A 23,124-nucleotide genomic window follows, 5' to 3' on the forward strand; every position below is an offset into this window, starting at 1 on the left:
CCGCCATGCAACACCGTTCGGTCTTCCCGCCGTGAAGCCGAAAGCGCCACAGCCGTCGGCCGTGACGCTCAAGCCGTTCTGGGAACGGAACATCCTGCCGCAGAAGGCGCTCGTCGCGGTCGCGGCCCTCGCGCTCGCGCTGGCCTTCGCCCCCACCGACCGGCCCGCCGCGACCCCGGGCCGCAACGCCGCCCAGGTCGAGGCGGCCGCCGGCGCCGAGCGCTCCGAGCCGGGGGTGGCCTCCCGCAGCAAGCAGCGCACCGAGACCAAGACGGAGACCGCGACCGCGACGCCGGCCGCGCCCACCCCGGCCAAGACCGGCCCGACGATCGCGGAGCCGGTCGGCGGGCTCAGCCGCGCCGAGATGGACAACGCGATCGCGATCGTCGACGTGGCCAAGCGCGAGAACCTGCCCAAGCGCGCGGCCATCGTGGCGCTCGCGACCGCGCTGCAGGAGAGCCACCTGCGCAACCTGGCCAACGGCAACCTGCCGCAGTCGCTGGACCACCCCAACCAGGGCGTCGGCTACGACTACGACTCCGTCGGGCTCTTCCAGCAGCGCCCGAACTGGGGCGCCATCGACCAGCTCATGGACCCGCACGAGTCCGCGCGGCGCTTCTACGCGGCGCTCACCCGCATCCCGGGCTGGGGCGACTACCGGGTGACGGTCGCGGCCCAGATGGTGCAGGGCTCGGCCTTCCCGGACGCGTACGCCAAGTGGGAGGGCCTGGCCACCCAGATCGCCGACTCCACGATGTAAGCCCCGAAATCACTCCGAACTTCCGGCGGGCTCGCCCGGGCGGATCGCAGTATGCCCGCATGCACACACGAACCACCGTCGCGGCCCTGGTCCTCGTGGCCACCGGGCTGACGGCCTGCCACGGGGATCCGCCCAAGCGGGCCGCGAAGTATGTGCCGCCGCTGAAACCCGCCGCCCTGAGCATCACGCCGGCGGCGGGCGATGCGGCGGTACCCGTCAGTGCCGAGATCGGCACCAGCGTCACCGACGGCCGGATCACCGCGGTCGAGCTCGCCGACGCCGCGGGCCGGCCGATCCCCGGGGCGGCCCGGGCCGACGGGTCGTCGTGGGTTCCGGCGGCGGCGCTGCAGTACGACACCTCCTACACCGTGAAGGTGACCGCCGTCGGCGCCGGCGACAAGGCGGTCACCCGCGAGACGACCTTCCACACCGCCGCGAAACCGGCGGGCGCGGTCGTCACCTCCGACCTGATGCTCACCAACGGCGGCACCTACGGCGTCGGCATGCCGATCGTGGTGGAGTTCGGGACCGACGTGCCGGAGCAGTCCCGCGCGGCCGTCGAGCGCCGCCTGTTCGTCACGAGCGACCCGCCGCAGCCCGGCGCCTGGCACTGGTTCGGCGGCCGGCAGGTGATGTTCCGGCCCGAGCACTACTGGCAGCCCGGCACGAAGATCACCGCGCGCAAGGCCCTCAACGGGGTGCCCATCGGCAACGGGCACGCCGACGAGGACTTCACCGCGAGCGTCACGATCGGCCGCAAGCTCACCATCGACATCGACAACAGCACCAAGACGATGCAGGTGTACCGCGACGACGCCGTCGTGCGCACGGTGCCGGTGAGCCTCGGCAAGGCGTCGACGCCGACGTCGAGCGGCACGACGGTCATCATGTCCCGCGAGCCGTCGGCGGTCTTCCGCACGCCGGAGTACACCACCACGGTCCAGTACGCGATGCGCCTCACCTGGGGCGGCCAGTACATCCACGCCGCCCCGTGGTCCGTGGGCGACCAGGGCCGGCGCAACGTCTCGCACGGCTGCACCAACGTGTCCACCGACAACGCCCGGTGGCTCTACGAGCAGGTCCTCGTCGGCGACCCGGTCACCACCCGCGGCACCGAGGTCAAGCTCGACCCGGGCGACGGCTGGACCGCCTGGGACCTGTCGTGGGCCGACTACACCAAAGCCTGAGAGGAGCCCGATCATGGAGGTCATCCGCGCCCCCAGCACGAGCCGCCCGGCGCCGCAGCAGCGGTACTCCGGCGTCGCCTGGATCGGCCGTGACGTCACCGCGCTGGAACCGTCGCGCCTGGCGACGTTCCACGCCCAGTTCAACCCGGGCGCGCGCACGGCGTGGCACCGCTGCCCGTTCGGCCGCGTCCTGCACGTGCTGCACGGCATCGGCCGCGTACAGCGCCGCGGCGGCCCGGTGCACGAGGTACGAGCCGGCGACACGATCGTCGTGGCCGCGGGCGAGTGGCACTGGCACGGCGCCGCGCCCAGCACGTTCGTGGCGATGGTCTCGACCCAGGAACGGGACCCGGACGGCCCGGGCACCGAGTGGGGCGAGCAGGTGACGGACGGCGAGTACGCGCGCCCGCCGCAGGCCACGGCGATCCGCCTGCCGGACGAGGACCGCGTGGCGTCGCGCGAGCCCGGCTGGTGAGCTGAGCCGCTTCAACCGGAATGACTGCCGAAAAGGCCCGGATCCGCCGCGGATCCGGGCCTTTCTACGTCCTGTGCCCGGAGCGATGATTCTCGCCTCCGCCCTGGCCGTTCAGGCGCCAGGAATCCGGAATCGGGATCAGACCGCTGGTGGCAGCGGCGGCGGGAAGCCCTGACCAGGGCACTCGAACTCCTACCGTGCCGATGGACTTAATTCAGCTCCGCCGAATGTTGACAGGCCCATCGCCGGACGGCGACGATCGATGCATGACCGGACCCGGGCGACTCTTCTCGCCCCGACACATCGCCTTCACGAGGCGGCGCGTCATCGACAACATGTTGTCGGTGTCCATGCAGTGTCGCTGATCGACGCTGCCTCTTCCCCGCGGTGATCTCCGGTCTCACCGCGCCATTCCCGTAATCGTGCGGCCCCGGGTCGCAACGATGCCGTTCGCATGCCCGAAACGCATTTGCGAGGAGAAATCGCGATGACAACCAGCCTCACCGCACTCGACGTCCGCAAGGTCACCGCCCGCATCGGGGCCGAGGTCCGCGGCGTGAACATCGGCGCGGAGCTCGACGCCGAAACCGTGGACGCGATCCGTGCCGCACTCAACGAGCACAAGGCGCTCGTGTTCAAGGACGTCGATCTCGACGACGCCGGCCAGGAGCGCTTCGCGCGCTACTTCGGCGAGCTCACCACCGCCCACCCGACGGTGCCGGCCGAGCCGGGCGCGCCGAACGTGCTGCCGGTCGACAGCGAGCGGGGACGGGCCAACCACTGGCACACCGACGTGACCTTCGTGGTCAGCCCGCCGCAGGTCAGCACCCTGCGCAGCATCGTGCTGCCGCCCTACGGCGGCGAGACGCTGATCGCCAACGCGGCCGCGGCCTACCGGGACCTCCCGGCGCCGCTGCGCGCGTTCGCCGAGACGCTGTGGGCGGTGCACACCAACGACTACGACTACGCCGTACCGCCGGAGTCGCTCGACGAGGGCGCGCAGGAGCGCCGGGCGCAGTTCACCTCCATCGGCTACGAAACGGTGCACCCGGTCGTGCGCGTGCACCCGCTCACCGGCGAGCGGGGGCTGTTCATCGGTGGATTCGCGAGCCGGATCGCCGGGCTTTCCAGCACCGAGTCGCGCGACATTCTCCGGCTGCTGCAGGCGTACGTCACCCGGCCCGAGAACGTGCTGCGGTGGCGGTGGTCGCCGAACGAGCTCGTCATCTTCGACAATCGCATCACCCAGCACTACGCGATCGACAACTACGACGACCGGCCGCGCCGCCTGAACCGCGTCACGGTCGCCGGGGAGATCCCGGTCGGCGTCGACGGCAAGGCGAGCTACTCCATTTCCGGCGACGCTTCGCACTACACGCCGGCCGTTTCCGTCGCGGTCGCCGCGTGATGGCCCGGGTTCGATCCGGGGCCGGGGCGCTGGCGGTCCTCGCCGTCGCGGCGGTGGCGCTGTCGGCGTGCGGCTCGGCCGAGGCCAGTGACAGCGCGCCCGACGCCGCGGGCGTCACTACCCTGCGGTACCAGGGCTGGGCCAACCAGGTCACGCTGCCGGAGGTGGCCGAGCACCTGGGCTACTTCGATGGCAAGGTCAAGCTCAAGTGGGTCGGCAACACCATCAGCGGGCCCCAGGACATCCAGTCCGCGGCCACCGGCGAGGCCGACTTCGGGGGCGCCTTCGGCGGCGCCGTGGAGAAGCTCGTCAGCTCCGGCGCCGGGATCAAGGCGGTCATCAACTACTACGGCAGCGACAACAAGGAGTTCACCGGGTACTACGTGCTGGACGGCAGCCCGCTCCGGACCGCCCGGGACCTGATCGGCAAGAAGGTCGGGGTGAACACGCTCGGCGGGCAGAACGAGGCGGACATCTTCAACGTGCTGCACAAGGCCGGGCTGTCGGCGGCCGACGCCAAGAAGGTCGAGCTGGTGACGCTCCCGCCGCCCAACGCCGAGGACGCGCTGCGCAAGGGCCAGATCGACGCCGTCGCGCTCTCCGGGCAGTTCCGGCAGCGGGCGGAGGCGGCCGGCGGGCTGCGGACGCTGTTCACCCAGGTGGACCTCTACGGGCCGTTCAACGGCGGGCAGTACGTGTTCCGCAACGACTTCATCAAGAAGAACCCCGCGGCGGTACGCGCCTTCGTCGACGGCGTCGGCAAGGCGATCGAGTGGGAGCGGACCACGCCGCGCGACGAGGTCATCGCCACGTTCACGAAGATCGTCGAGGGACGGGCCCGGACCAACGAGACGACGACGACGCTGAAGTACTGGCAGAGCGTCGGCGTGCCGTCCAACCACGGCTACATCGTCGACGGCGACTTCACGCTGTGGCAGGACTGGCTGCTCACCACGGGGTCGGTGAAGCAGGTCCCGAAGTCCTCGGACCTGTACACCAACGAGTTCAACCCGAACGCGACCTCGCCCGCACTACCGGCGAAGGGGTGATCGCACGATGGCCGGCAACACCGAGATCAGGATCAGGAACATCACCAAGACGTTCCCCGCGCGCAACTCCGCCGCGCTGACGGCCCTGGACAACATCAGCCTCGACATCGCCGCCGGGGAGTTCCTCGCGCTGGTCGGCCCGAGCGGGTGCGGCAAGTCCACGCTGCTGGACCTGATCGCCGGGCTGACCAGCCCGACCTCCGGCGAGCTGACCATCGGCGGGCGGACCGTCACCGGCCCCGGCCTGGACCGCGGCGTGGTCTTCCAGCAGTACGCCCTGTTCCCGTGGCGGACCGCGCAGGCCAACGTCGAGTTCGGCCTCGAGGTCAAGGGGACGCCGCGCCGGCGCCGGGCCGAGCGGGCCCGGGAGATGCTGGCGCTCGTCGGGCTGACGGCCTTCGCGGACCGGTACCCGCACGAGCTCTCCGGCGGCATGCGCCAGCGGGTGGCCATCGCCCGCAGCCTGGCCTACGAGCCCGAGGTGCTGCTGCTGGACGAGCCCTACGCGGCGCTGGACGCCCAGACGCGGGAGGCGCTGCAGGAGGACCTGCTGTCGATCTGGCGGCGTACGGGTACCACCGTGCTGTTCATCACCCACAGCATCGAAGAGGCGGTGTATCTGGGTCAGCGGGTCGCGGTGATGACCGCGCGGCCGGGCCGGATCAAGCGCGTCGTGGACATCGAGCTGGGGGCGACCGGCGGGGACGTCCGTTCGGCGCCGGAGTTCGTCCGCTACCGGCACGAGATCTGGGAGCTGCTGCACGACGAGGTGCGGCGCGCCTTCGAACTGCAGGAGGTGGGGGCCGGTGTCTGAGACCACGATCGCGGTCATCGAGAAGCCCGCGGCTTCCGCGCCCGCCCTCCCGGCGCCGCGGCGGGGGACGGCGGGGCGGGCGGCACGCCTGCTCGGCACCGGCGTGCGGCGGGTCGTCGCCATCGCCGCCTTCCTCGCGCTGTGGCAGCTCGCGCCGACGGCCGGTTGGGTCGACCCGGCGTTCCTGTCGCCGCTGAGCGAGGTGCTGCACACCTGGTGGGGGCTCGCGGTCGACGGCGACCTGTGGATCAACATCTGGGCCAGCCTGCACCGCTCGCTGAGCGGCTTCGCGATCGCCATCTCGGTCGCGGTGCCGCTGGGGCTGCTCGTCGCCTGGTACCGCGCGGTGGCCGGGGTCCTCTCGCCGCTGCTGGCCGTCTTCCTCAACACGGCGGCGGTGGCCCTGCTGCCCGTCTTCACCCTGATCCTCGGCATCGGCGACACCTCGAAGATCGCGATCATCGCGTACGCCTGCTTCTGGCCGGTGCTGTACAACACGATCAGCGGGGCCCGCGACGTCGACCCGCTGCTGATCAAGTCGGCCCGCTCGCTCGGGCTGCCGCACCTCAAGCTCTTCGCCAAGGTGATCGTCCCGGCGGCGCTGCCGACGATCTTCACCGGCATCCGGCTCGCCGGCGCGGCCTCCATGCTCGTGCTGATCACCACCGAGTACGTGGGGGCCAAGGCCGGCCTCGGCTACATGATCATCTCCGCGCAGTTCAACTTCCAGATCCCCGAGATGTACGCCGGCATCCTCACCGTGTCGATCATCGGCGTCGCATTCAACTACCTGCTGCTGTTCATCGAGTCGAAGGTCCTGAGGTGGCGAGCATGACCGGTCCGGAGCGAAGCGGAGGGGCCGGTCATCATGGGCTCAGTTCGACGGTCGTGCGGCCGGAGCGAAGCGGAGGGCGCATGACCGGGCGGCAACTGCATCTGAACGCGTTCCTGATGAGCTCGGGCCATCACGAGGCGGCGTGGCGGCTGCCCGAGAGCGACCCGTACGCCGACGTCGACGTGCGGCACTGGATCCGCCTGGCCCAGATCGCCGAGCGGGGCAAGCTCGACTCGCTGTTCCTGGCCGACGGCCCCGCGCTGTGGCAGGGCATCGAGTTCCGCCCGGCCGGCCAGCTCGAGCCCACGATCCTGCTGACGATCCTCGCGGCCGCGACGAGCCGGATCGGGCTGATCGCGACCGCCTCGACGACGTACAACGAGCCCTACAACCTGGCCCGCCGCTTCGCCTCCCTCGACCACGTCAGCGGCGGCCGGGCGGGCTGGAACATCGTCACCACGGCCGGGCAGGCGGCCGCGCGCAACTTCGGCCTCGACGACCGGCCGGACCACCTCGACCGGTACCGCCGGGCGACCGAGTTCGTGGAGGTCTCCCGCAAGCTGTGGGACTCCTGGGACGACGACGCCCGGCTCGCCGACAAGGCCCGCGGCCGCTACATCGACCCGGCCAAGGTGCACCCTGTCGGCCACCGCGGCGAGTACTACAGCGTCGCGGGCGCGCTGAACGTGCCGCGCCCGCCGCAGGGCCACCCGCTGCTCGTACAGGCCGGCTCCTCGCACGACGGCAAGGACTTCGCCGCGCGCTACGCCGACGCCGTCTTCACCGCGCAGCAGACGATCGCCGACGCCCAGCACTTCTACGCGGACCTCAAGGCGCGGGCGGCCGCCCTGGGCCGCGACCCGGCCGCGGTCAAGATCCTGCCGGGCATCGTGCCGATCCTCGGCTCGACCGAGGCCGAGGCGCAGCGCAAGGCCCAGGAGCTCGAGGACCTGATCGTGCCCGAGTTCGGGCTCGGGCAGCTCTCCGAGACCCTCGAGGTGCCCGTCGACCGGCTGGTCCTGGACGAGCAGCTGCCGGACGACATCCCGGACAGCGCCTCGATCGAGGGCGCGCAGAGCCGGTCGAGCCTGATCGTGAACCTGGCGCGGCGCGAGCGGCTGACCGTCCGCCAGCTCATCGGGCGGCTGGGCGGCGGCCGGGGTCACTGGACCTTCATCGGTACCCCGGAACAGACCGCCGACGTACTGCAGGAGTGGTTCGGCAACGGCGCGGCCGACGGCTTCAACGTCATGGGCGCGGCCCTGCCGTCGGGGCTGGAGGACTTCGTAGAGCAGGTCGTGCCGATCCTGCGCGAGCGCGGCCTCTTCCGCACCGAGTACGAGGGCGCGACGCTGCGCGAGCACTACGGGCTGGCCCGGCCCGGTCAGGACGCTGCCGCGAACGCCAGCACGGTGAACGGATCGGTGTAGAGGGCGTCGAGCATGACCGCGCCGCCGGCCATGGCCAGCGGCGCGGTCATGAAGCTCGACATCAGCACGCTGCGCTCGGGGTCGGTGACCGTCGCGCTGTGCCGGGCGAGCTCCGCGCGCAGGGTCGCCAGGCAGTCGGGCAGCCGGGCGAGGCCGGGGTCGACCAGCAGTACCAAGTCCGGGTTGAGCAGGTCCGCGATCGGCGCGATGGCCCGCCCGACCACCTCGGCCCGCCGGCGGAAGAGCTCGCGGGCGTCCGGGTCGCCCGCGGCCGCGACGTCGACCAGCTCGAAGATCGACGGCTCGGCGATCAGCCCGGCCCGGTACGCCGTCTCCACCAGGCGGCGCTCCGACACCGTCGCCTGCAGGCAGCCGGAGCGGCCGCACGAGCACGGCTCGGCGCTGCCGGCGACAGGCAGGTGGGCGATGCTGCCGGCCTGGAAGCGGGGCCCGTGCTGGACCTGCCCGCCGAGCGCGAAGGCGGCGTCGACCACGTTGCCGACGAAGACGGCGAGGACGCTCTCCCGCGAGCGGGGGTGGCCGAACAGCTGCTCGGCGCGCACCAGCGCCCGCGAGTGCGAGTCGACAAGCGCGGGCACCCCGAACCGGCGGGCGAAGACGGCGCCGGCCGGGACCTGGCGCCAGCCGAGCATCGGGTGCTCGACGATTGTGCCGTGGTCGCGGTCGACCCAGCCGCCGGTCGCGATCCCGATGCCCAGGAGCCGGTCGCCGCACGGGTGCTCGTACAGCAGCCGCGCGAGCGTGTCGGCGCTGCGCTCGATGATGTGGTCCGCGCCGGCGTCGCCGTGCGGGATCCGGCGCTCGGCCAGCACGCGCCCGCGGATGTCGAGCAGCGCGACGGTGGCGTGCGGGATGGCGTAGTGGATGCCGGCGACGATGCCCACCGAGGTGTCCAGGTCGACCGGGAGGAACGGCCGCCCCATCCCGTTCGCGGCCGTGGCCTCGGGCAGCTCGGTGAGCAGGCCGAGCGAGAGCAGCTCGGCGGTGTGCCCGGTCACCGATGCCGGCGACAGGCCGGTGAGCCGCGCCATCGTGCTGCGCGGCAGCGGGCCGTGCTCCAGGACGACGCGCAGGAGCGATCCGACGCTCACCGCACGGCGCCGCTGCGGTCGTGACGAGGCTCGCGACAGTGCCAACATGGAGCATATCCTACTTGCCCGGTAGGGTGAGTAGGATAAATCCCGACCACCGGGATTGCGTAAGCTCGGCCTTACGCGTAAGCTCTGCCTTACCAATGAACCTGGACCAAGTCTTCGTCGCCCTGTCCGACCCGTCCCGCCGCGCACTGCTGCAGCGGCTCGCCTACGGCCCGGCGACCACCGGCCAGCTGGCCGAGCTGCTGCCGGTCAGCCGCCCGGCGGTCTCCCAGCACCTCAAGGTCCTGCAGGACGCGGGCCTGGTCGAGACCGAGCAGCGCGGCCGCCACCGCTGGCACCGGGTCGTCGCCGCCCCGCTGACCGCGGTCGCCACCTGGGCGACCGACCTGACCTCACGGAGTTCGTCATGACCCAGCCGGTGAGTTACGTGGAGATCAACAGCCCGGACCTGGACGCGACGCGCCGCTTCGTCGCGTCGGTCTTCGGCTGGGAGCTGGCCCCGTTCTCGGCTCCCGACTACCTCGTCGCCCCGCACGGCGACGCTCCCGGCGTGGACACCGGGCTGCTCCCGTCCCGCGACGGGCAGCCGCGCACCGTCCCGGTCATCCGCGTGGACGGCCTGGAGGCCGCGACCGCGCTGGTCCGCGAGCACGGCGGCCGGGTCGTGGTCGAGCCCTTCACCCTGCCGGGCGTGGGCAGCGGCTGCTACATCACCGACCCGGCGGGCGTGCTGATCGGCCTGCACGCCTACGACCCGGCCGCCTAGCTCGTCGACGGGGAGCTCAGCGCACCTTGGGAATGTGGCGGCGGTACTCGCTCACCGTCGGGTCCCCCGCGATCCAGAACCGCCACGGCACGTCGTGGGCGCCCGTCACGCCGACGCGCGGGCCGGTTGTGATCTCGCCCGCCGGGCCGTCCGGTGCGGTCAGGTGGCCGTCCAGCAGGTAGGTGCCGTAGAACTCGCGGCCGATCGCCAAAGCGCTGCACAGCCGGGCCGGGCCCCGCGCCAGATCGAGGTCGGTGCGGGCGGCCGGGCGGCGCTCGCGGGCCACCGCCAGCCCGCCCACGACCTCGCCCGCGCGCAGCAGGACGGCCGACGCGATGCCCTCGGTGCCGGTCACGACGTTCATGCAGTAGTGCATGCCGTAGGTGAAGTACACGTAGGCGTAGCCGGCCGGGCCGAACATCACCGCGTTGCGCTTCGTGCGGCCGCGGTGGGCGTGGGAGGCGGGGTCCTCGCCGGTGCCGGAGTACGCCTCCACCTCGGTCACCCGTACCGTGACCGCGCCGACGGTGAGGTGGCAGCCCAGCAGGGCCCGGGCGGCCTGGTCGACCGGGCCGGCCAGCGCGTCCGCGAGGCTCATGACTTGATGAGGGCGATGCGGTGGACCAGGTCGTCGACCGCGCGCTCCACGGGCGGCATCGGGAAGCCGGGCACGAACTGGCGCATGACGACCGCGCCGTGCAGGGAGGTCCACAGGGTCGTCGCGTCGGCGAACGGGTCCTCGCTCGTCGAGCGGCCCGCGGCGACGCACTCGCGCAGGGCGTCGACCAGGACCATGAACGCCTCCAGGCGGCGCTGCCACACCTCGGGCAGCTCGGAGATGTCGTCGGCGCTGCCCATGCTCGGGCGGCCGGAGCGCTGGCGGCCGAAGAGCACCTTGTACCGAGCCGGGTCCTGCATGCCGAAGCGGACGTACGCCTGGCAGCCCGCGACCAGCCGCCGCACCGGGTCGGTCACCTCCTCGGTGGCCGAGTCGAGGACCAGCAGGCGCAGGCGTTCGAAGGCGATGTCGAGCACCGCCTCCAGGATCGCGTCGCGGTCGGCGAAGTGGGTGTAGATGGAGGGTGCCGAGATCCCGGCCTCGCGGGCCACGGAGCGCAGGGTCAGCGCCTCCTCGTTGCCCTCGCGCTCCAGCAGCCGCTCGGCCGCGGCCACGATCTCGTCGCGCAGGAGGGCCCCCTCGCCACGCCGGTTGCGGGTCCGGCCAGACCTGGCCGCGTTCGGGTCGGACCCAGCAGACTCCGCCTTCATACGAACCATCATGCCGTCTGGAGCTCGAGCTCACGCACGGGAGCCGGGGCGGTGCGGGCGGGCCGTACCACGAGAACGGCGATCGCCATCAGCAGCGAGATGCCGGCGGCGATGAGCGCGCCGCGGGACATCGCGTCGGTGAAGGCCTGGTCCGCGACGGCGATCACGTGCTGCGCGGCCGGGGCCGGCAGGGTCGCGGCGAAGCCGTGGGCGGTGGGCAGGTCGGTGCCGGCCGGTCCGAGGTCCACTCCCACCGAGGAGTCGGCGCCGACGGAAGCACGGTAGGCGGAGGAGACCACGGTGCCGAGGACCGCGATGCCCAGCACGCCGCCCAGCTCCCGGATGACGCTGTTGAGGGCGCTCGCCATCGAGGCGAACGGGGGCGGGACCGAGCCGCTGATCTGCAGGCTGGCCGGGGCCATCATCATGCCCATGCCGAGGCCGATGACCGCGGTACCGACGGCGATCTTCCAGAACTCGGTGTGCACGCCGGTGGTGGCCAGGTCGAGCAGACCCGCGGTGGCCAGGAACAGCCCGAGGGCCAGGGTGCCGCGGGTGCCGAGCCGGCGGGTGATCAGCGGCGAGGTGGCCGAGGTCGCGGCCATCGCCACGGCGAACGGCATGGCCCCGAGGCCGGCCACGAGCGGGCTGTAGCCGTGGACCAGCTGGAGGTACTGCGAAAGCTCGAACAGCGTCCCGAAGAGCACGAAGAACACCACGGCGAGCGAGAGCGCGGCGATCGCGAAGGTGCGGTTGGTGAACAGGTCGAGCCGCACGAGCGGGGACTTGGCCTTGCGCTGCCACAGGACGAACGCGACGACGAGGACGGCCGCGGCCCCGAACTCGGCCAGCGTGGTGGCGTCGGCCCAGCCGCGCACGGGGGCCTGGATGACGGCGTCGACCGCGGCCGCGACCGCGGCGGTGGACAGCAGGGCGCCGAGCACGTCGAGGCGGCCGCCGCGCACCACGGGCACCGTGGGGACGAGCGCGAACACGGCGCCGATCGCGAACGCGACGAGCGGCACGTTGATCCAGAAGGCGCTGCTCCACGAGAAGTGCTCGAGCAGGGCGCCGCCGGTCACGGGGCCGATGAGCACGCCGATGCCGGCCGCGGCCGACCAGGCGCCGAAGGCCTTGGGCCGCTCGTGGGCCGGGAAGATCCGGGTGATGATCGCCAGCGTCGCCGGCATGACGAACGCGGCGCCGAGGCCCATCACCGCGCGCCAGGCGATCAGCTGCCCGGGCGAGTCCGACAGGGCCGCGACCGCCGAGCCGCCGCCGAAGACGACCAGGCCGCCGAGCAGAGCGTTGCGGGAGCCGAGCCGGGCCCCGAGGCTGCCGGCCAGGATCAGCGCGGAGGCGAAGACGAGGGTGTACGCGTCGGTGATCCACTGCAGGTCGGCGGTCCCGGCCCGCAGCGCGTGGGCCAGCGACGGCAGGGCGGTGTTGAGCACGGAGTTGTCGAGGGTGACGGCGACGAGTGTGAGGCTGAGCACCGCGAGAGCGGCCCAGCGACGCGGATACTCGGACTCGGACATGGCGCAGGCTCCTTACGGACGTTTGCTAACGCCCGTAAGGTTAGACCTGTCAGCTAACGCTTGTAAAGTTAATCCACTCTGTCTCGGTCGTCACAGCGTCGAGGACCTCGCGCAGCGGCTCGACGCCGATGCCGGGGCCGGTCGGCACGGCCACGTGGCCGTCCTCGAGCACGAAGGGCGCGGTGATGTCCTGGGCGAAGTACCGGTCCGACGCCGAGGTGTCCCCCGGCAGCGTGAACCCGGGCAGCGCGGCGAGCGCGACGTTCGCGGCCCGCCCGAGGCCGGTCTCCAGCATCCCGCCGGCCCACACCGCGACCCCGTTGGCCGCGCACACGTCGTGGACGCGGCGGGCCTCGAGGTACCCGCCGACCCGCCCCGGTTTGATGTTCACGATCCGGCAGGCGCCCAGCGCGATCGCGTCGGCCGCGGCCCGGGCGCTGACGATCGACTCGTCGAGGCAGATCGGGGTGCGGATCAGCGTGGCCAGCCGGGCGTGCCCGCGGATGTCGTCCTCCGGCAGCGGCTGCTCGATGAGCAGCAGGCCGAACGGGTCGAGCCGGGCCAGCCGGTCGGCGTCGGTCAGCGTGTACGCGGTGTTCGCGTCGACCTGCAGCAGCACGTCGTCGCCGAAGCGCTCCCGCACGGCGCGGACCGGCTCGACGTCCCAGCCGGGCTCGATCTTGAGCTTGATCCGCAGGTAGCCGGCGTCGAGGTACATCGCCACCGCGTCGAGCAGGGCCGGGATCGAGTCCATGATGCCGACGGACACGCCGGCCGGGACGGTCTCCTTCACGGCGCCGAGGAACGCGCCCAGCGGCAGGCCGGCCGCGCGCAGGTGCGCGTCGAGCACGGCGGTCTGCACCGCCGCCTTGGCCATCGGGTGGCCCTTGAGCGGCTCGAACAGCGGCTCGAGCTGATACACGTGGCCGTCGAAGCGGCGCAGGAGCGGGATGAGGTACCGCTTGATGAACGCCTGCGCGCCGTCGACGTACTCCGGCGAGTAGAGCGGCCCGGACAGCGCCACGCACTCGCCCCAGCCCTCGGCCTCGGCCGTGACCGCGCGCACGAGCAGCACGTCGCGCTCGTGCTCGGTGCCGAACGAGGTACGGAACGGCGCGACGAGCGGCATCGCCACCCGCCGGAGCTCGATCCCCTGCAGCTTCGTCTTCATGCGGCCCGCACCAGGAGGTAGCGGCCGTCGCGGGCCACGCCGGCGATGCGGTAGCCGGCCGCGAGCCGGCCCATGAGCGCGTCGCGCACCGCGACCCGCCAGGCCAGCGCCGCCTCCCGGTCCGCCGCGCGCAGACCCTCGGCGTCGGCGGGGACGGCTACGGAAAGTACACCCGGAGCATCCGGCGCATCGTGGACCTCCGGCCGCCCGTCGGGGGTGCGGGAGACGAGTGGCACCGCGCCCTCGGCGTCCGCGACCGCCGCGGCCCCCAGCGGGCGATCCAGCCGCCACACGACGAGCAGCCGGTCGGTCAGGTCGCCGGTGTTGATGCCGTCGGTCATCGGGCCGTAGAACTCGGGCAGGTACTCGACCGCCTCGGCGCCGAGCTTCTGCAGGTTGAAGTAGGCGTTGCGCAGGATCAAGGGGTCGTACGTCCAGTGCACCTGCCCGACCCCGCGGGCCCGCGTCCAGGCGCGCTGGTGCAGCTTGAGGGCGAAGCCGACGCCCTGCCCGTGCCCGTCGCGCTCCACGCCGGCCAGGTGCGAGTGCAGGTGCACGTGGTCGCCGGTGCGGCCGAAGAACCCGACCGCCGCGCCGACGAGGACGGCGCCGCGGTAGGCGCCCGCGACGTAGTTGCCGGAGTGGACGTACGTGCGCAGCATCGACGGCGATGCGATCTCGGCCGGGTGCTCGGCCCGCCAGACCCGCTGCAGCAGCGCGGAGCACTCCGCCAGCTCGGCCGTGGCGGACAGCTCGACCACCTTGACCCCGATGCGGTCGGCCGCGGCCGCCGCGTCGCTCCAGGCCTCGGCGGCGCTCACTCCGCCCGCCCGATCGTCGCGGCCAGCGTGCTGACGAGCGCGGCCCGCTCCGGCAGGCTGGACAACTTGATCCACTCCCCCTCCGCGTGCGCGTTGCCGCCGATCGCGCCGAGCCCGTCGAGGGTCCGCACGCCGATGCCGGCGGTGAGGTTGCCGTCGGAGCCGCCGCCGACCGCCTCGCCGACGGCCGCGTTTCCGGTCAGCCGGGCGGTGAGCCGCTGGGCGAGCGCGAACAGCTCGCTCGCGGCCGTCTCCGGCATCGCCGGGCGGGCCGGGCCCAGCTCGATGTCGAGCCGCGCGCCCGGCAGCACCGGCTGCAGCGCGCGCAGGGCGGCGTCGACCCGGCTCATCTCCTCGGGGTCGAAGGAGCGCACGTCGACGCTGAGCCGGGCCACGGCCGGCACGGTGTTGCTCGTGGTGCCGGCGACGGAGTCGGTCGGCGTGACCGTGGTGCCGCGCTCGGGCTCGTTGAGCTCGACGATGCGCAGGACCTGGTGGGCCAGCTCGACGCCCGCGTTGACGCCGAGGTGCGGGGCGTTGCCGGCGTGCGAGGCCCGGCCGGTGATCCGCACCGTGTAGTGCGCGATGCCCTTGCGGGCGACCTTGAGCCGGCCCTGGGAGCTGCCCTCCAGCACCAGCGCGCCGGCCGCGCCGCGGGCGGTGTCCTGGATCAGCTCGGTGGAGGTCGGCGAGCCGATCTCCTCGTCGGCGTTGACGACCACGGCCACGCCGTCGAGGTCCTGGCAGGCGGCGAGGGCGTGGAAAAGTACGACCAGGCCGCCCTTCATGTCGACCACACCGGGGCCGGTGGCCCGGTCGCCGTCGACGGAGAACGGCCAGCGGGCCAGCGTGCCGCGCGGCCACACGGTGTCGTGGTGGCCGATGAGCACGACCCGGGTCGGGCCGCCGCCGAAGCGCCAGCGCAGGTGCGGCCGGTCGGCGACCACGATGCGCTCCGGGGCCGCGCCGGTGAGGCGGGTGCCGAGCGCGGCGACCACGTCGGCGCTGCGGGCCAGGGCGTCGGGGTCCGACGACGGGGACTCCACTGCGATGAGCTCGGCCAGGTCGTCTCGCATCCGCGGGGCGGCGGCCGAAAGTTCCGCCCGTAAGGTGTCCAGCGCCGTCATCCCCTCACGGTAGCGGGCCCACCGACCGGAAGCTTGGCGCGCACCGCGGCCGCCTGCGCGGGATCCAGCTCATCGAGGATGTCGAGGCTGTGCCGCCAGGCCTCGGCGGCCGCGGCCTTGTCACCGAGATCGTGATGTGCGTCACCGAGGTGGGACAGCACGCAGGCCTGGCCCGAGCGGTCGCCGAGCTCGCGGTAGGCGCGCAGCGCGTGGCCGTAGCAGGCCACCGCCTGGCGCGGGTCGCCGAGGCGGTGGTGGGCGTAGCCGACCGCGTCCCAGGTGCCCGCCTCGCCGTGGCGGTCGCCGACCTCACGGTTCTCCACCAGCGCGTCGCGGCACCGGCGCAGGGCCCGCTCGTACTCGCCCAGCTGCCCCATGATCCAGCCGGTCGCGTTCAGGGCGCGGGCCCGCCACAGCTTGTCGCCGATGCGCTCGAAGAGGGCGAGGGCCTGCTCGCTGTGGCTCAGCGCGTCGCGGTACCGCCGCTGGGCGTGCTGCAGCCAGCCCAGGTGGAAGTGCGCGCGGGCCAGCCCGGGCGCGTCGTCGAGCTGCTCGTACAGGCACAGGGCGGTCCAGAGGTACTGGTGGGCCTCGTCGAAGCGGCCGATCCGCGCGTACACCTGGCCCAGCTCGCACGAGGCCGCGCCCTGGCCCGGGCGGTCGCCGAGACGGCGCAGGGCCCGCAGCGCCGCCTCCTGGATGGCGACCAGCTCCTGCCACTGCCCGTGCCAGTCCAGGAACGTCGTCATCGCCGCGGCGAGCCGCCAGGTGTGCTCGTCGAGGCCCAGCTCGTCGGCGAGGCGTACCGCGGCCAGGACCGACCGGTGCTCGTCGGCGAACCACGCCTGAGCCTGCTCCCGCGGCGGGGCCGGCACCGCGATCGCCGGGTGCCGGGCGGCCCGCGGCGCCGGGTCCCGGGCCGGGTCGAGCCGCAGCGCCGCGGCCTGGGCGGTGCCGAGGTAGTGCTCGAGCAGGCGGTGCACGGCGGCGGCCCGCTCCTCGTCCGGGTCGTGGGTCTCGACCAGCTCCGTGGCGTACGCGCGCAACAGATCGTGGAAGGTGTACCGCCCCGGCCGCTGCTCCACCACGAGCCCGGCCCGGTCCAGCTCGGCCAGGGCGGTGCGGGCGGCGGGGAGCGGGGCCCCGGCCAGGCTCGCCACGGCGTCGATGCCCAGGTCCGGGCCCGGCCCCAGGCTCATGCGGCGCAGCACCTCGGCGGCGGCGGGGCTCAGCGCGCGGTACGACCACGAGAGCACCGCCCGCACGTCGGAGGCCGGGTCCGCGCCGGCGATCGCGTCCAGCGTGGAGCGCCGCGCGCCCAGCTCGTCGGCGAGCGCGGACAGCGGCAGCTCCGGGCGGGTCGCGGCCCGGCCCGCGACGACGGCGAGCGCGAGCGGCAGCCGGGCACAGCGGGCCACGATCCGCTCGACCGCGTCCGGCTCGGCCGCGACCCGGCGCGCCCCGAGCCGGCTCACCAGCAGGTCGCGCGCCTCGCCGTCGGTGAGCAGGTCCACCGGCACGGGTACGGCGCCCTCGATCGCCACCAGCGAGGTCAGCGGGTCGCGGCTGGTGACCACGACCAGGCAGCCGGGCGCGGCCGGCAGCAGCGGCCGGACCTGCTCGGCGTCGCGCGCGTTGTCGAGCACGATCAGCACCCGCCGGCCGGCGAGCTGGCTGCGCAGCAGGGCCGAGAGCCCGGCGAGGTCGGCCGGGATCCGCTCGGCCGGCACGCCCAGGGCGTCGAGGAACCCGCGCACGGCGACGGCCGGCGGCATGGGGGTGTCGGCGGGGTCGAAGCCGCGGAGGTTGACGTACAGCTGCCCGTCGGGGAAACGGTCGGCGACCCGGTGCGCCCAGTGCACGGCAAGGGCGGATTTGCCGACGCCCGCGGTACCCGAGACAACGGCGACGAACACGGCGCTGCCGGGCGGGGTCCACTCGGCCGGCAGCAGCGCGTCGAGCCGGGCCAGCTGCCCGTCGCGCCCGGCGAAGGTCCGCACGGCCAGCGGGATCTGGGCCGGCCGGGTCCGCATCGGCTCGGGGGCGGCGACGGTCACCGGGGCCGGGGCCGGGGCCGGCGGCGGGTCGAGCCCCTCGTCCTGGCGCAGCATGGCCGACTCCAGCTCGCGCAGGGCCGGGCCGGGCTCGATGCCGAGGTCCTCGCGCAGGGTGCGGCGCAGGCGCTGGAAGGCGCTCAGGGCGTCGGCCTGGCGGCCCATGCGGTACAGCGCGAGCATGAGCTGCCCGTGCAGCTGCTCGTCGAACGGGTGCTCGCGGGTCAGCTGCTCGAGCTCGGGCAGCAGCTGGGCGTGCTGGCCGAGGCCGAGCCGCGCCTGCAGCAGCGCCCGCTTGCCCTGCAGCCACAGCTGCCCCAGCCGCTCGGCCTGCTCCTCCAGCCACGTCACGCCGGTCGCGTCGGCCATCGGCTGGCCGCGCCACAGGTCCAGGGCGCGCTGCAGATCCCGGACCCGGCCGGCGTCCTCGCCGGAGCGCAGGGCGGCGCCGATGAGCCGCTCGGCCACGGCGACGTCGGTGCCGTCCGGACCGAGGTCGAGCACGTACCCGGGCGGGCGGGAGCGCACGGCCCCCTTGTCCGAGAGGGTGCGGCGAAGGTACGACAGGTGACTCTGCAGCGCGTTGACGGCGTTCGGGGGCGCGGCACCGTCCCAGACCAGGTCGACCAGGCGCCCGGTGCTCACCACCTCACCGGCGTGCAGACCGAGGATCGCGAGCACCGCCTTGCGGCGCAGACCCATGACCGGCCGGGGTTCGCCGCCGACCAGCACGTCGATCGGTCCGAGCAGCCGCACCCGCACGCCGAAACTCTACACCGGGCACGTTGTGGTCGGCGTCTATCTTGAAGGCATGGCGCAGCAGGCGAAGTACGACCGACGGGAGCAGTACGAGCAGATCGTCTCCGGGCTGCTGCCGGGCGAGACCATCATCGCGGTCTATGACGCGGTGGGGGTCGGCACCGGCTTCATCGGCCTCACCGACAAGCGGGTCATCATGCAGGACCGCTCGTTCGTCGGTAAGCGCGTGGCGATCACGTCGATCCCGTACGGCAAGGTGACCGCCGTCTCCGTCGTGAGCAACAAGTCGTGGGCGGGCAGCTTCTTCAGCAGCGGTACCATCGCCGTGCACGTCGGCACGCACACGTACGAAGTGGACGTTCGCGGCGTGGAGAAGACCCAGCACATACACAACGTGATCCTGCATTATGCCAGCCATTAATATTGGGCCAGCTCGATAGACCCCCGGAGGATTCGTTGCCGATCCTGTTCCGCAAGGCGTTTCGCATCGGCCCGCTGATGCTGAACTTCACCCCGAAGGGCTTCTCCTCCTGGGGCTTGAAGGTCGGCCGCTGGTCGTGGAACTCGCGCACGCGCGCGCACCGTTACGACCTGCCGGGCCCGTTCTCCTGGCGCAGCAAGGGCAAGCGGTCTTAGCCGAGGGGTGGCCGCGTCCCGGCCACCCCTCGCGTTTCACAGCCGGTAGAAGTCGGTGTAGTGGTTCGGGGAGTACCAGGTGACCCCGGTGCTGCGGTTGATGATGATGCGCTTCGCGTCGCGCGCCGCGCCCTTGTTGCGGGGGATCACGTCGTACTCGTAGTAGGTCGCACCCGTGGGCAGTTCGCCCTCGCGGTTGTAGTACTGGCCGCCGGCGTAGTTGTACTTGCCGTAGGGCCAGGCGTACCAGGTGCGCGTGGTCGGGAAGCCCAGGCTGGACCAGCCGGCGCGGGCGGTGCGCGCGTCGGCGCACCCGGAGATGGTGCACGAGGAGTAGACCGACGCGTCGGCGGCGGTCGCCGGCGCGACGAGCAGCCCGGTCAGCAGGACGATGGCCACGGCGAGACGGCTCAGCATCTTCGTCATGGCGCCATCGTCGTATGTAAATATCGACGTGCGGAAGATTACTTATGAACAGGTACCGCCGCGATATGTAACGACACGACCGGCAGCGCGCGCGGGTCCACGCTCCACTCCGCGGCCGTGCGGAACACGTCGTTCTCGTCGATGAGCGCCTCCTCGTCGGACACCGTGACGTCCGCGCCGTAGGCCCGGGCCCAGCGGTGCATCACCAGGCTGCGGTCGGTCGAGAAGTACTGCACCTCGGCCCCGAGCCGCATCGACAGCGCCGCGATGCCGTTCCAGCGGAACAGCCACTTCCCCGCCACCAGGCACCACTTGTCCACGACCACGACCACCACCCGGTCGTCGGTGAAGTGCGCCAGGTCCAGCCCGGTGCGCGGCTCGACCACCCCGAGGTCGCGCAGTTCCAGCGCGTCCATCACGTGCTCCGCCTCGGCCGCCACGGCCAGCCACGCCATCTTCGGCCCGAAGCCCACTTTCGCCATGTCAGAAACATAGCGCTTGACACCCGGGTTCGTCGGTTGCATGGTTAGTTACATGAGTAATGAACCAAGCAACCTGGATCGCTGATGGACGACGGGCGGCCGATCTTCCTGCAGATCGCCGAGCAGATCGAGAACTCGGTCATCGACGGCAGCCTGCCCGAGGAGAGCCAGGTGCCCTCGACCAACGAGCTCGCCGCCTTCCACCGGATCAACCCCGCGACCGCCGCCAAGGGCGTCAACCAGCTCGTCGACGACGGAATCCTCTACAAGAAGCGAGGCATCGGCATGTTCGTCTCACCCGGCGCGCAGGCCAAGCTCCGGCAGCGCCGGCGCGACCAGTTCGCCGAGCAGTACCTGCGGCCGCTGCTCGCCGAGGCGGCGAAGCTCGGCATCGACGGCACGGAGCTCACGTCCATGATCGAGCGGCACCTGGAGAAGGGGATGCACCGATGAGCACGATCGTGCGCGCCGACGGGCTCACCAAGCAATTCCGCGGCGTGAAGGCCCTCGACGGGGTCAGCTTCGAGCTCCAGCGCAACGGCATCTACGGGCTCCTCGGGCGCAACGGCGCCGGCAAGACCACCCTCATGCAGGTCCTCACCGGCCAGCAGATCGCCACGTCGGGCACCCTCGAGGTGTTCGGCGGCCACCCCTTCGAGAACGAACGGGTCCTCGGGCAGATCGCCTTCGTGAAGGAGAGCCAGCGGTACCCGGACAACTTCCGCGTCCGCGACGCGCTCTTCGCCGCCCGGCTGCTGTTCCCGTACTGGGACGAGGCCTTCGCCCGCGCCCTCGTGCACGACTTCGGCCTGCCGGAGAAGCGCGTGGTCAAGAAGCTCTCCCGCGGCCAGCTCTCCGCGCTCGGCGTGACCCTGGGCCTGGCCGCGCGCGCTCCCCTCACCTTCTTCGACGAGCCGTACCTCGGCCTGGACGCCGTCGCCCGGCAGCTGTTCTACGACCGCCTGCTCGCCGACTACGCGGAGTTCCCGCGCACGGTCGTGCTGTCCACGCACCTGATCGACGAGGTAAGCGACCTGATCGAGCACGTACTGCTCATCGAGCGCGGCCGGGTGGTGCTCGACGAGACCGCCGACGCCCTGCGCGGGCAGGTCCTGACCCTGACCGGCCCGGCCGGCGCGGTCGACGCCCTGACCGCCAACGCCGACGAGCTGCACCGCGAGCGGCTGGGCCCGCTGACCCGCGCGACCGTGCGCGGCCGCGTGGAGCCCGGCGAGGCCCGCGCGGCGGGGGTCGAGCTCCAGCCGGTCTCCCTGCAACAGCTGGTCGTCCGCATCACCAACGCCGCCGAGAAGGAGTCCGTGTCGTGAACCGCATCCTGTCGATCGCGCGCCTGCTGACCCTGGGCCGCAACGACGCCCTGGTGTGGCCGGTCGCCATCCTCGGCTTCACCTTCGCCGTCAACCTGCTCGTCTTCGCCAACATCCCCAGCGACGCGCTCGACTCCGACCCCGTCAGCGGCGCCCTGGCGAGCATCTACATCACCTCGCTGGCCTTCGGCGCCGTCGCGGTGAACCAGCACTTCCCGTTCGCCCTGGGCATGGGCGTGACCCGCCGCGAGTTCACCGCGGGCCTGGCGCTCTTCGGCCTCGTGCAGGTCCTGGTGTACTCCACCCTGCTCGTGATCCTGCAGGCCATCGAGGACGCGACGAACGGCTGGGGCCTGCGCCTGCGCTTCTTCGGCCTCGGCTTCGTCGACGACCACTCGGTGCCGGTGCAGTTCGCCATCTACGCCGTGCCCCTGATGGCGATGACGCTGATCGGCATCGCGGCGGGCGCCCTGTACCTGCGCTGGCGCGCCAACGGCCTCATGACCGCCACGACGCTGCTCCTGCTGCTGGCGGGCGGCGCGACGGCCCTGATCGGGCGGGCCGGCAAGTGGCCGGCGGTCGGACACTGGCTGACGAACACGAGCCTGGTGTCGCTGACGGCGGTCTGGCCCCTGGTCCTGGTGGCCCTGCTGGCGACGGGTTCCTGGCTCTCACTGCGCCGGGCGACCCTCTGACTCAACCGGCGACGGCGCATTCACCGCGCCGCGGAGTTCCTCGACACTGTGCGCCTCTGACGAAAAGTCCGACACTTCGTGATCGAACTTTTCGGACTTATACCCCGTCAGGGTATTCAGGGGCGTAGGACCAGCTTGCCGGAGATATGTCCGGACTCGCCGGACTCATGGGCCGCCGCCGCCTCGGCCAGCGGGAACACCCGGTCGACGAGCACCCGGATCTCCCCCTCCAGCGCGTGCCCGGCCAGCACGTCCAGGCCGGCCCGGTCGGGCTCGACGAGCATGAGTACGCCCTCGACGTCGACGACGGCCCGGGCGTCCTTGTTGTTGAGCGCCACCACGACCCCCTCGGGCCGCAGCGTCGCGGCGAGCTCGGCGATCTGCCCGGGCACCGTGGCCACGGCGACGTCGATGTCCTTGAGCGCCGAGTAGTCCTCGGTGTGGTGGTCGAGCATCTCGTCGGCGCCGAGGGAGAGGACCAGGTCGTGCTTGGCGGCGGAGGCGGTACCGATCACGTAGGCCCCCCGCAGCTTGGCCAGCTGCACGGCGAGGTGCCCGACGCCACCGGCCGCGGCCGGGATGAGCACGCACTGACCGGGCAGCACGGCCGCGGTCTCCACCAGCGCCTGCAGGGCCGTGAGGCCCGCCAGCGCCAGGCCGCCGGCCTCCTCGAACGTGAGCCCGGGCGGCTTGCTGGCGAAATGGCGGGCGGGCCCGGTGACGTACTGCGCGTAGGCCGCCGCCTCCTGCGGGAACCACGGCATCCCGAAGACCTCGTCCCCGACCGCGAAGCGCGTGACGCCGGGGCCGGTCGCGGCGACCAAGCCGGCAACCTCCCACCCGAGCGTGAACGGCGGCGCCCCGAGCCAGCCGCCGCTCGCCCGGGTCTTCCAGTCGGCGGGGTTCACGCCGACCGCCCGCGTCTCGACGAGGATCTCGGTCGGGCCGGGCACCGTACTTCGGCCTCGACGACCCG

At 72.6% G+C, this 23,124-nt stretch carries 26 protein-coding genes; 15 read left to right on the forward strand and 11 right to left on the reverse strand.

Annotated elements, in window-relative coordinates; all coding sequences use genetic code 11:
• Nucleotides 1-61: 61 nt before the first annotated feature.
• From ACPPVO_RS48510 to ACPPVO_RS48545, 8 genes are all read left to right on the forward strand, one after another.
• Nucleotides 62-760: a peptidase M23 gene (locus tag ACPPVO_RS48510; RefSeq protein ID WP_426505803.1), complete on the forward strand. Its 699-nt coding sequence runs from the start codon at nucleotides 62-64 to the stop codon at nucleotides 758-760.
• Between the two features lie 59 nt (nucleotides 761-819).
• On the forward strand, nucleotides 820-1,947 hold the full coding sequence (locus tag ACPPVO_RS48515) for an Ig-like domain-containing protein (RefSeq protein WP_426505805.1): 1,128 nt from the start codon (nucleotides 820-822) through the stop codon (nucleotides 1,945-1,947).
• Between the two features lie 13 nt (nucleotides 1,948-1,960).
• Nucleotides 1,961-2,422: a cupin domain-containing protein gene (locus ACPPVO_RS48520; RefSeq protein WP_360392273.1), complete on the forward strand. Its 462-nt coding sequence runs from the start codon at nucleotides 1,961-1,963 to the stop codon at nucleotides 2,420-2,422.
• Nucleotides 2,423-2,909: 487 nt separating this feature from the next.
• The gene (locus tag ACPPVO_RS48525) at nucleotides 2,910-3,830 is read left to right on the forward strand and encodes a TauD/TfdA dioxygenase family protein (protein WP_360392278.1); all 921 of its coding nucleotides are present in this window, start codon (nucleotides 2,910-2,912) and stop codon (nucleotides 3,828-3,830) included.
• The gene (locus ACPPVO_RS48530) at nucleotides 3,830-4,879 is read left to right on the forward strand and encodes an ABC transporter substrate-binding protein (protein ID WP_426505807.1); all 1,050 of its coding nucleotides are present in this window, start codon (nucleotides 3,830-3,832) and stop codon (nucleotides 4,877-4,879) included. Before ACPPVO_RS48525 ends, ACPPVO_RS48530 begins: the two co-directional genes overlap by 1 nt.
• 7 nt (nucleotides 4,880-4,886) lie before the next feature.
• Complete coding sequence (locus ACPPVO_RS48535) at nucleotides 4,887-5,693, forward strand: ABC transporter ATP-binding protein (RefSeq protein WP_426505809.1); 807 nt, start codon at nucleotides 4,887-4,889, stop codon at nucleotides 5,691-5,693.
• On the forward strand, nucleotides 5,686-6,528 hold the full coding sequence (locus ACPPVO_RS48540; RefSeq protein ID WP_426505811.1) for an ABC transporter permease: 843 nt from the start codon (nucleotides 5,686-5,688) through the stop codon (nucleotides 6,526-6,528). The genes ACPPVO_RS48535 and ACPPVO_RS48540 overlap by 8 nt, the downstream gene beginning before the upstream one ends.
• An 80-nt stretch (nucleotides 6,529-6,608) precedes the next feature.
• A complete protein-coding gene (locus ACPPVO_RS48545; protein ID WP_426505813.1) occupies nucleotides 6,609-7,958 on the forward strand; it encodes an LLM class flavin-dependent oxidoreductase in 1,350 nt (449 codons plus the stop codon).
• Here ACPPVO_RS48545 and ACPPVO_RS48550 read toward each other — a convergent pair.
• A complete protein-coding gene (locus ACPPVO_RS48550; protein WP_426505814.1) occupies nucleotides 7,913-9,118 on the reverse strand; it encodes an ROK family protein in 1,206 nt (401 codons plus the stop codon). The genes ACPPVO_RS48545 and ACPPVO_RS48550 overlap by 46 nt on opposite strands.
• A 95-nt stretch (nucleotides 9,119-9,213) precedes the next feature.
• Between ACPPVO_RS48550 and ACPPVO_RS48555 the strand changes: the two genes are divergently transcribed.
• Nucleotides 9,214-9,486 (forward strand): ArsR/SmtB family transcription factor, encoded by a 273-nt coding sequence (locus ACPPVO_RS48555; RefSeq protein ID WP_426505815.1) that lies wholly within the window; start codon nucleotides 9,214-9,216, stop codon nucleotides 9,484-9,486.
• Entirely contained in the window at nucleotides 9,483-9,842 is a 360-nt protein-coding gene (locus ACPPVO_RS48560; RefSeq protein ID WP_426505816.1) for a VOC family protein, read from the forward strand. Before ACPPVO_RS48555 ends, ACPPVO_RS48560 begins: the two co-directional genes overlap by 4 nt.
• 16 nt (nucleotides 9,843-9,858) lie before the next feature.
• On the opposite strand, the gene ACPPVO_RS48565 is transcribed toward ACPPVO_RS48560, so the two are convergent.
• From ACPPVO_RS48565 to ACPPVO_RS48595, 7 genes are read right to left on the reverse strand one after another with little or no spacing between them, the layout of a single operon-like run.
• Complete coding sequence (locus ACPPVO_RS48565; RefSeq protein ID WP_426505817.1) at nucleotides 9,859-10,440, reverse strand: DNA-3-methyladenine glycosylase; 582 nt, start codon at nucleotides 10,438-10,440, stop codon at nucleotides 9,859-9,861.
• Nucleotides 10,437-11,111, reverse strand: coding sequence for a TetR/AcrR family transcriptional regulator (locus ACPPVO_RS48570; RefSeq protein ID WP_426505818.1), 675 nt, complete (start codon nucleotides 11,109-11,111; stop codon nucleotides 10,437-10,439). Before ACPPVO_RS48570 ends, ACPPVO_RS48565 begins: the two co-directional genes overlap by 4 nt.
• A gap of 8 nt (nucleotides 11,112-11,119) precedes the next feature.
• The gene (locus ACPPVO_RS48575) at nucleotides 11,120-12,649 is read right to left on the reverse strand and encodes an MFS transporter (RefSeq protein WP_426505819.1); all 1,530 of its coding nucleotides are present in this window, start codon (nucleotides 12,647-12,649) and stop codon (nucleotides 11,120-11,122) included.
• 49 nt (nucleotides 12,650-12,698) lie between these two features.
• Nucleotides 12,699-13,820 carry an o-succinylbenzoate synthase gene (gene menC / locus ACPPVO_RS48580; protein ID WP_426505820.1) on the reverse strand — a complete coding sequence of 374 codons (1,122 nt, stop codon included), beginning with the start codon at nucleotides 13,818-13,820 and terminating at the stop codon, nucleotides 12,699-12,701.
• A complete protein-coding gene (locus ACPPVO_RS48585; protein ID WP_426505821.1) occupies nucleotides 13,817-14,641 on the reverse strand; it encodes a GNAT family N-acetyltransferase in 825 nt (274 codons plus the stop codon). Before ACPPVO_RS48585 ends, menC begins: the two co-directional genes overlap by 4 nt.
• Entirely contained in the window at nucleotides 14,638-15,768 is a 1,131-nt protein-coding gene (locus tag ACPPVO_RS48590; protein ID WP_426505823.1) for a M20 family metallopeptidase, read from the reverse strand. Before ACPPVO_RS48590 ends, ACPPVO_RS48585 begins: the two co-directional genes overlap by 4 nt.
• Nucleotides 15,765-18,584 (reverse strand): BTAD domain-containing putative transcriptional regulator, encoded by a 2,820-nt coding sequence (locus tag ACPPVO_RS48595; protein WP_426505825.1) that lies wholly within the window; start codon nucleotides 18,582-18,584, stop codon nucleotides 15,765-15,767. The genes ACPPVO_RS48590 and ACPPVO_RS48595 overlap by 4 nt, the downstream gene beginning before the upstream one ends.
• A gap of 49 nt (nucleotides 18,585-18,633) precedes the next feature.
• On the opposite strand from ACPPVO_RS48595, the gene ACPPVO_RS48600 reads away from it, so the two are divergent.
• Both ACPPVO_RS48600 and ACPPVO_RS48605 read left to right on the forward strand, forming a co-directional pair.
• Complete coding sequence (locus tag ACPPVO_RS48600; RefSeq protein ID WP_426505827.1) at nucleotides 18,634-19,002, forward strand: PH domain-containing protein; 369 nt, start codon at nucleotides 18,634-18,636, stop codon at nucleotides 19,000-19,002.
• A 35-nt stretch (nucleotides 19,003-19,037) separates the two neighbouring features.
• On the forward strand, nucleotides 19,038-19,217 hold the full coding sequence (locus ACPPVO_RS48605; RefSeq protein WP_426505829.1) for a DUF4236 domain-containing protein: 180 nt from the start codon (nucleotides 19,038-19,040) through the stop codon (nucleotides 19,215-19,217).
• A 36-nt stretch (nucleotides 19,218-19,253) separates the two neighbouring features.
• Here the strand turns inward: ACPPVO_RS48605 and ACPPVO_RS48610 are convergent, their stop codons facing one another.
• Complete coding sequence (locus tag ACPPVO_RS48610; RefSeq protein WP_426505831.1) at nucleotides 19,254-19,643, reverse strand: ribonuclease domain-containing protein; 390 nt, start codon at nucleotides 19,641-19,643, stop codon at nucleotides 19,254-19,256.
• A 38-nt stretch (nucleotides 19,644-19,681) separates the two neighbouring features.
• Entirely contained in the window at nucleotides 19,682-20,125 is a 444-nt protein-coding gene (locus ACPPVO_RS48615; RefSeq protein ID WP_426505833.1) for a hypothetical protein, read from the reverse strand.
• A gap of 84 nt (nucleotides 20,126-20,209) precedes the next feature.
• On the opposite strand from ACPPVO_RS48615, the gene ACPPVO_RS48620 reads away from it, so the two are divergent.
• Genes ACPPVO_RS48620 through ACPPVO_RS48630 form a run of 3 tightly spaced genes read left to right on the forward strand, consistent with a single transcriptional unit; the run spans nucleotide 20,210 to nucleotide 22,148 of the window.
• On the forward strand, nucleotides 20,210-20,578 hold the full coding sequence (locus ACPPVO_RS48620; protein WP_426505834.1) for a GntR family transcriptional regulator: 369 nt from the start codon (nucleotides 20,210-20,212) through the stop codon (nucleotides 20,576-20,578).
• On the forward strand, nucleotides 20,575-21,453 hold the full coding sequence (locus ACPPVO_RS48625; protein WP_426505836.1) for an ABC transporter ATP-binding protein: 879 nt from the start codon (nucleotides 20,575-20,577) through the stop codon (nucleotides 21,451-21,453). The genes ACPPVO_RS48620 and ACPPVO_RS48625 overlap by 4 nt, the downstream gene beginning before the upstream one ends.
• Complete coding sequence (locus tag ACPPVO_RS48630; RefSeq protein WP_426505837.1) at nucleotides 21,450-22,148, forward strand: hypothetical protein; 699 nt, start codon at nucleotides 21,450-21,452, stop codon at nucleotides 22,146-22,148. The genes ACPPVO_RS48625 and ACPPVO_RS48630 overlap by 4 nt, the downstream gene beginning before the upstream one ends.
• Before the next feature lie 116 nt (nucleotides 22,149-22,264).
• On the opposite strand, the gene ACPPVO_RS48635 is transcribed toward ACPPVO_RS48630, so the two are convergent.
• The gene (locus tag ACPPVO_RS48635; protein ID WP_426505839.1) at nucleotides 22,265-23,101 is read right to left on the reverse strand and encodes an NADP-dependent oxidoreductase; all 837 of its coding nucleotides are present in this window, start codon (nucleotides 23,099-23,101) and stop codon (nucleotides 22,265-22,267) included.
• Between the last annotated feature and the right edge of the window lie 23 nt (nucleotides 23,102-23,124).

This window comes from Dactylosporangium sp. McL0621, from assembly GCF_049995355.1.
In the GTDB taxonomy this organism is placed as follows: domain Bacteria; phylum Actinomycetota; class Actinomycetes; order Mycobacteriales; family Micromonosporaceae; genus Dactylosporangium.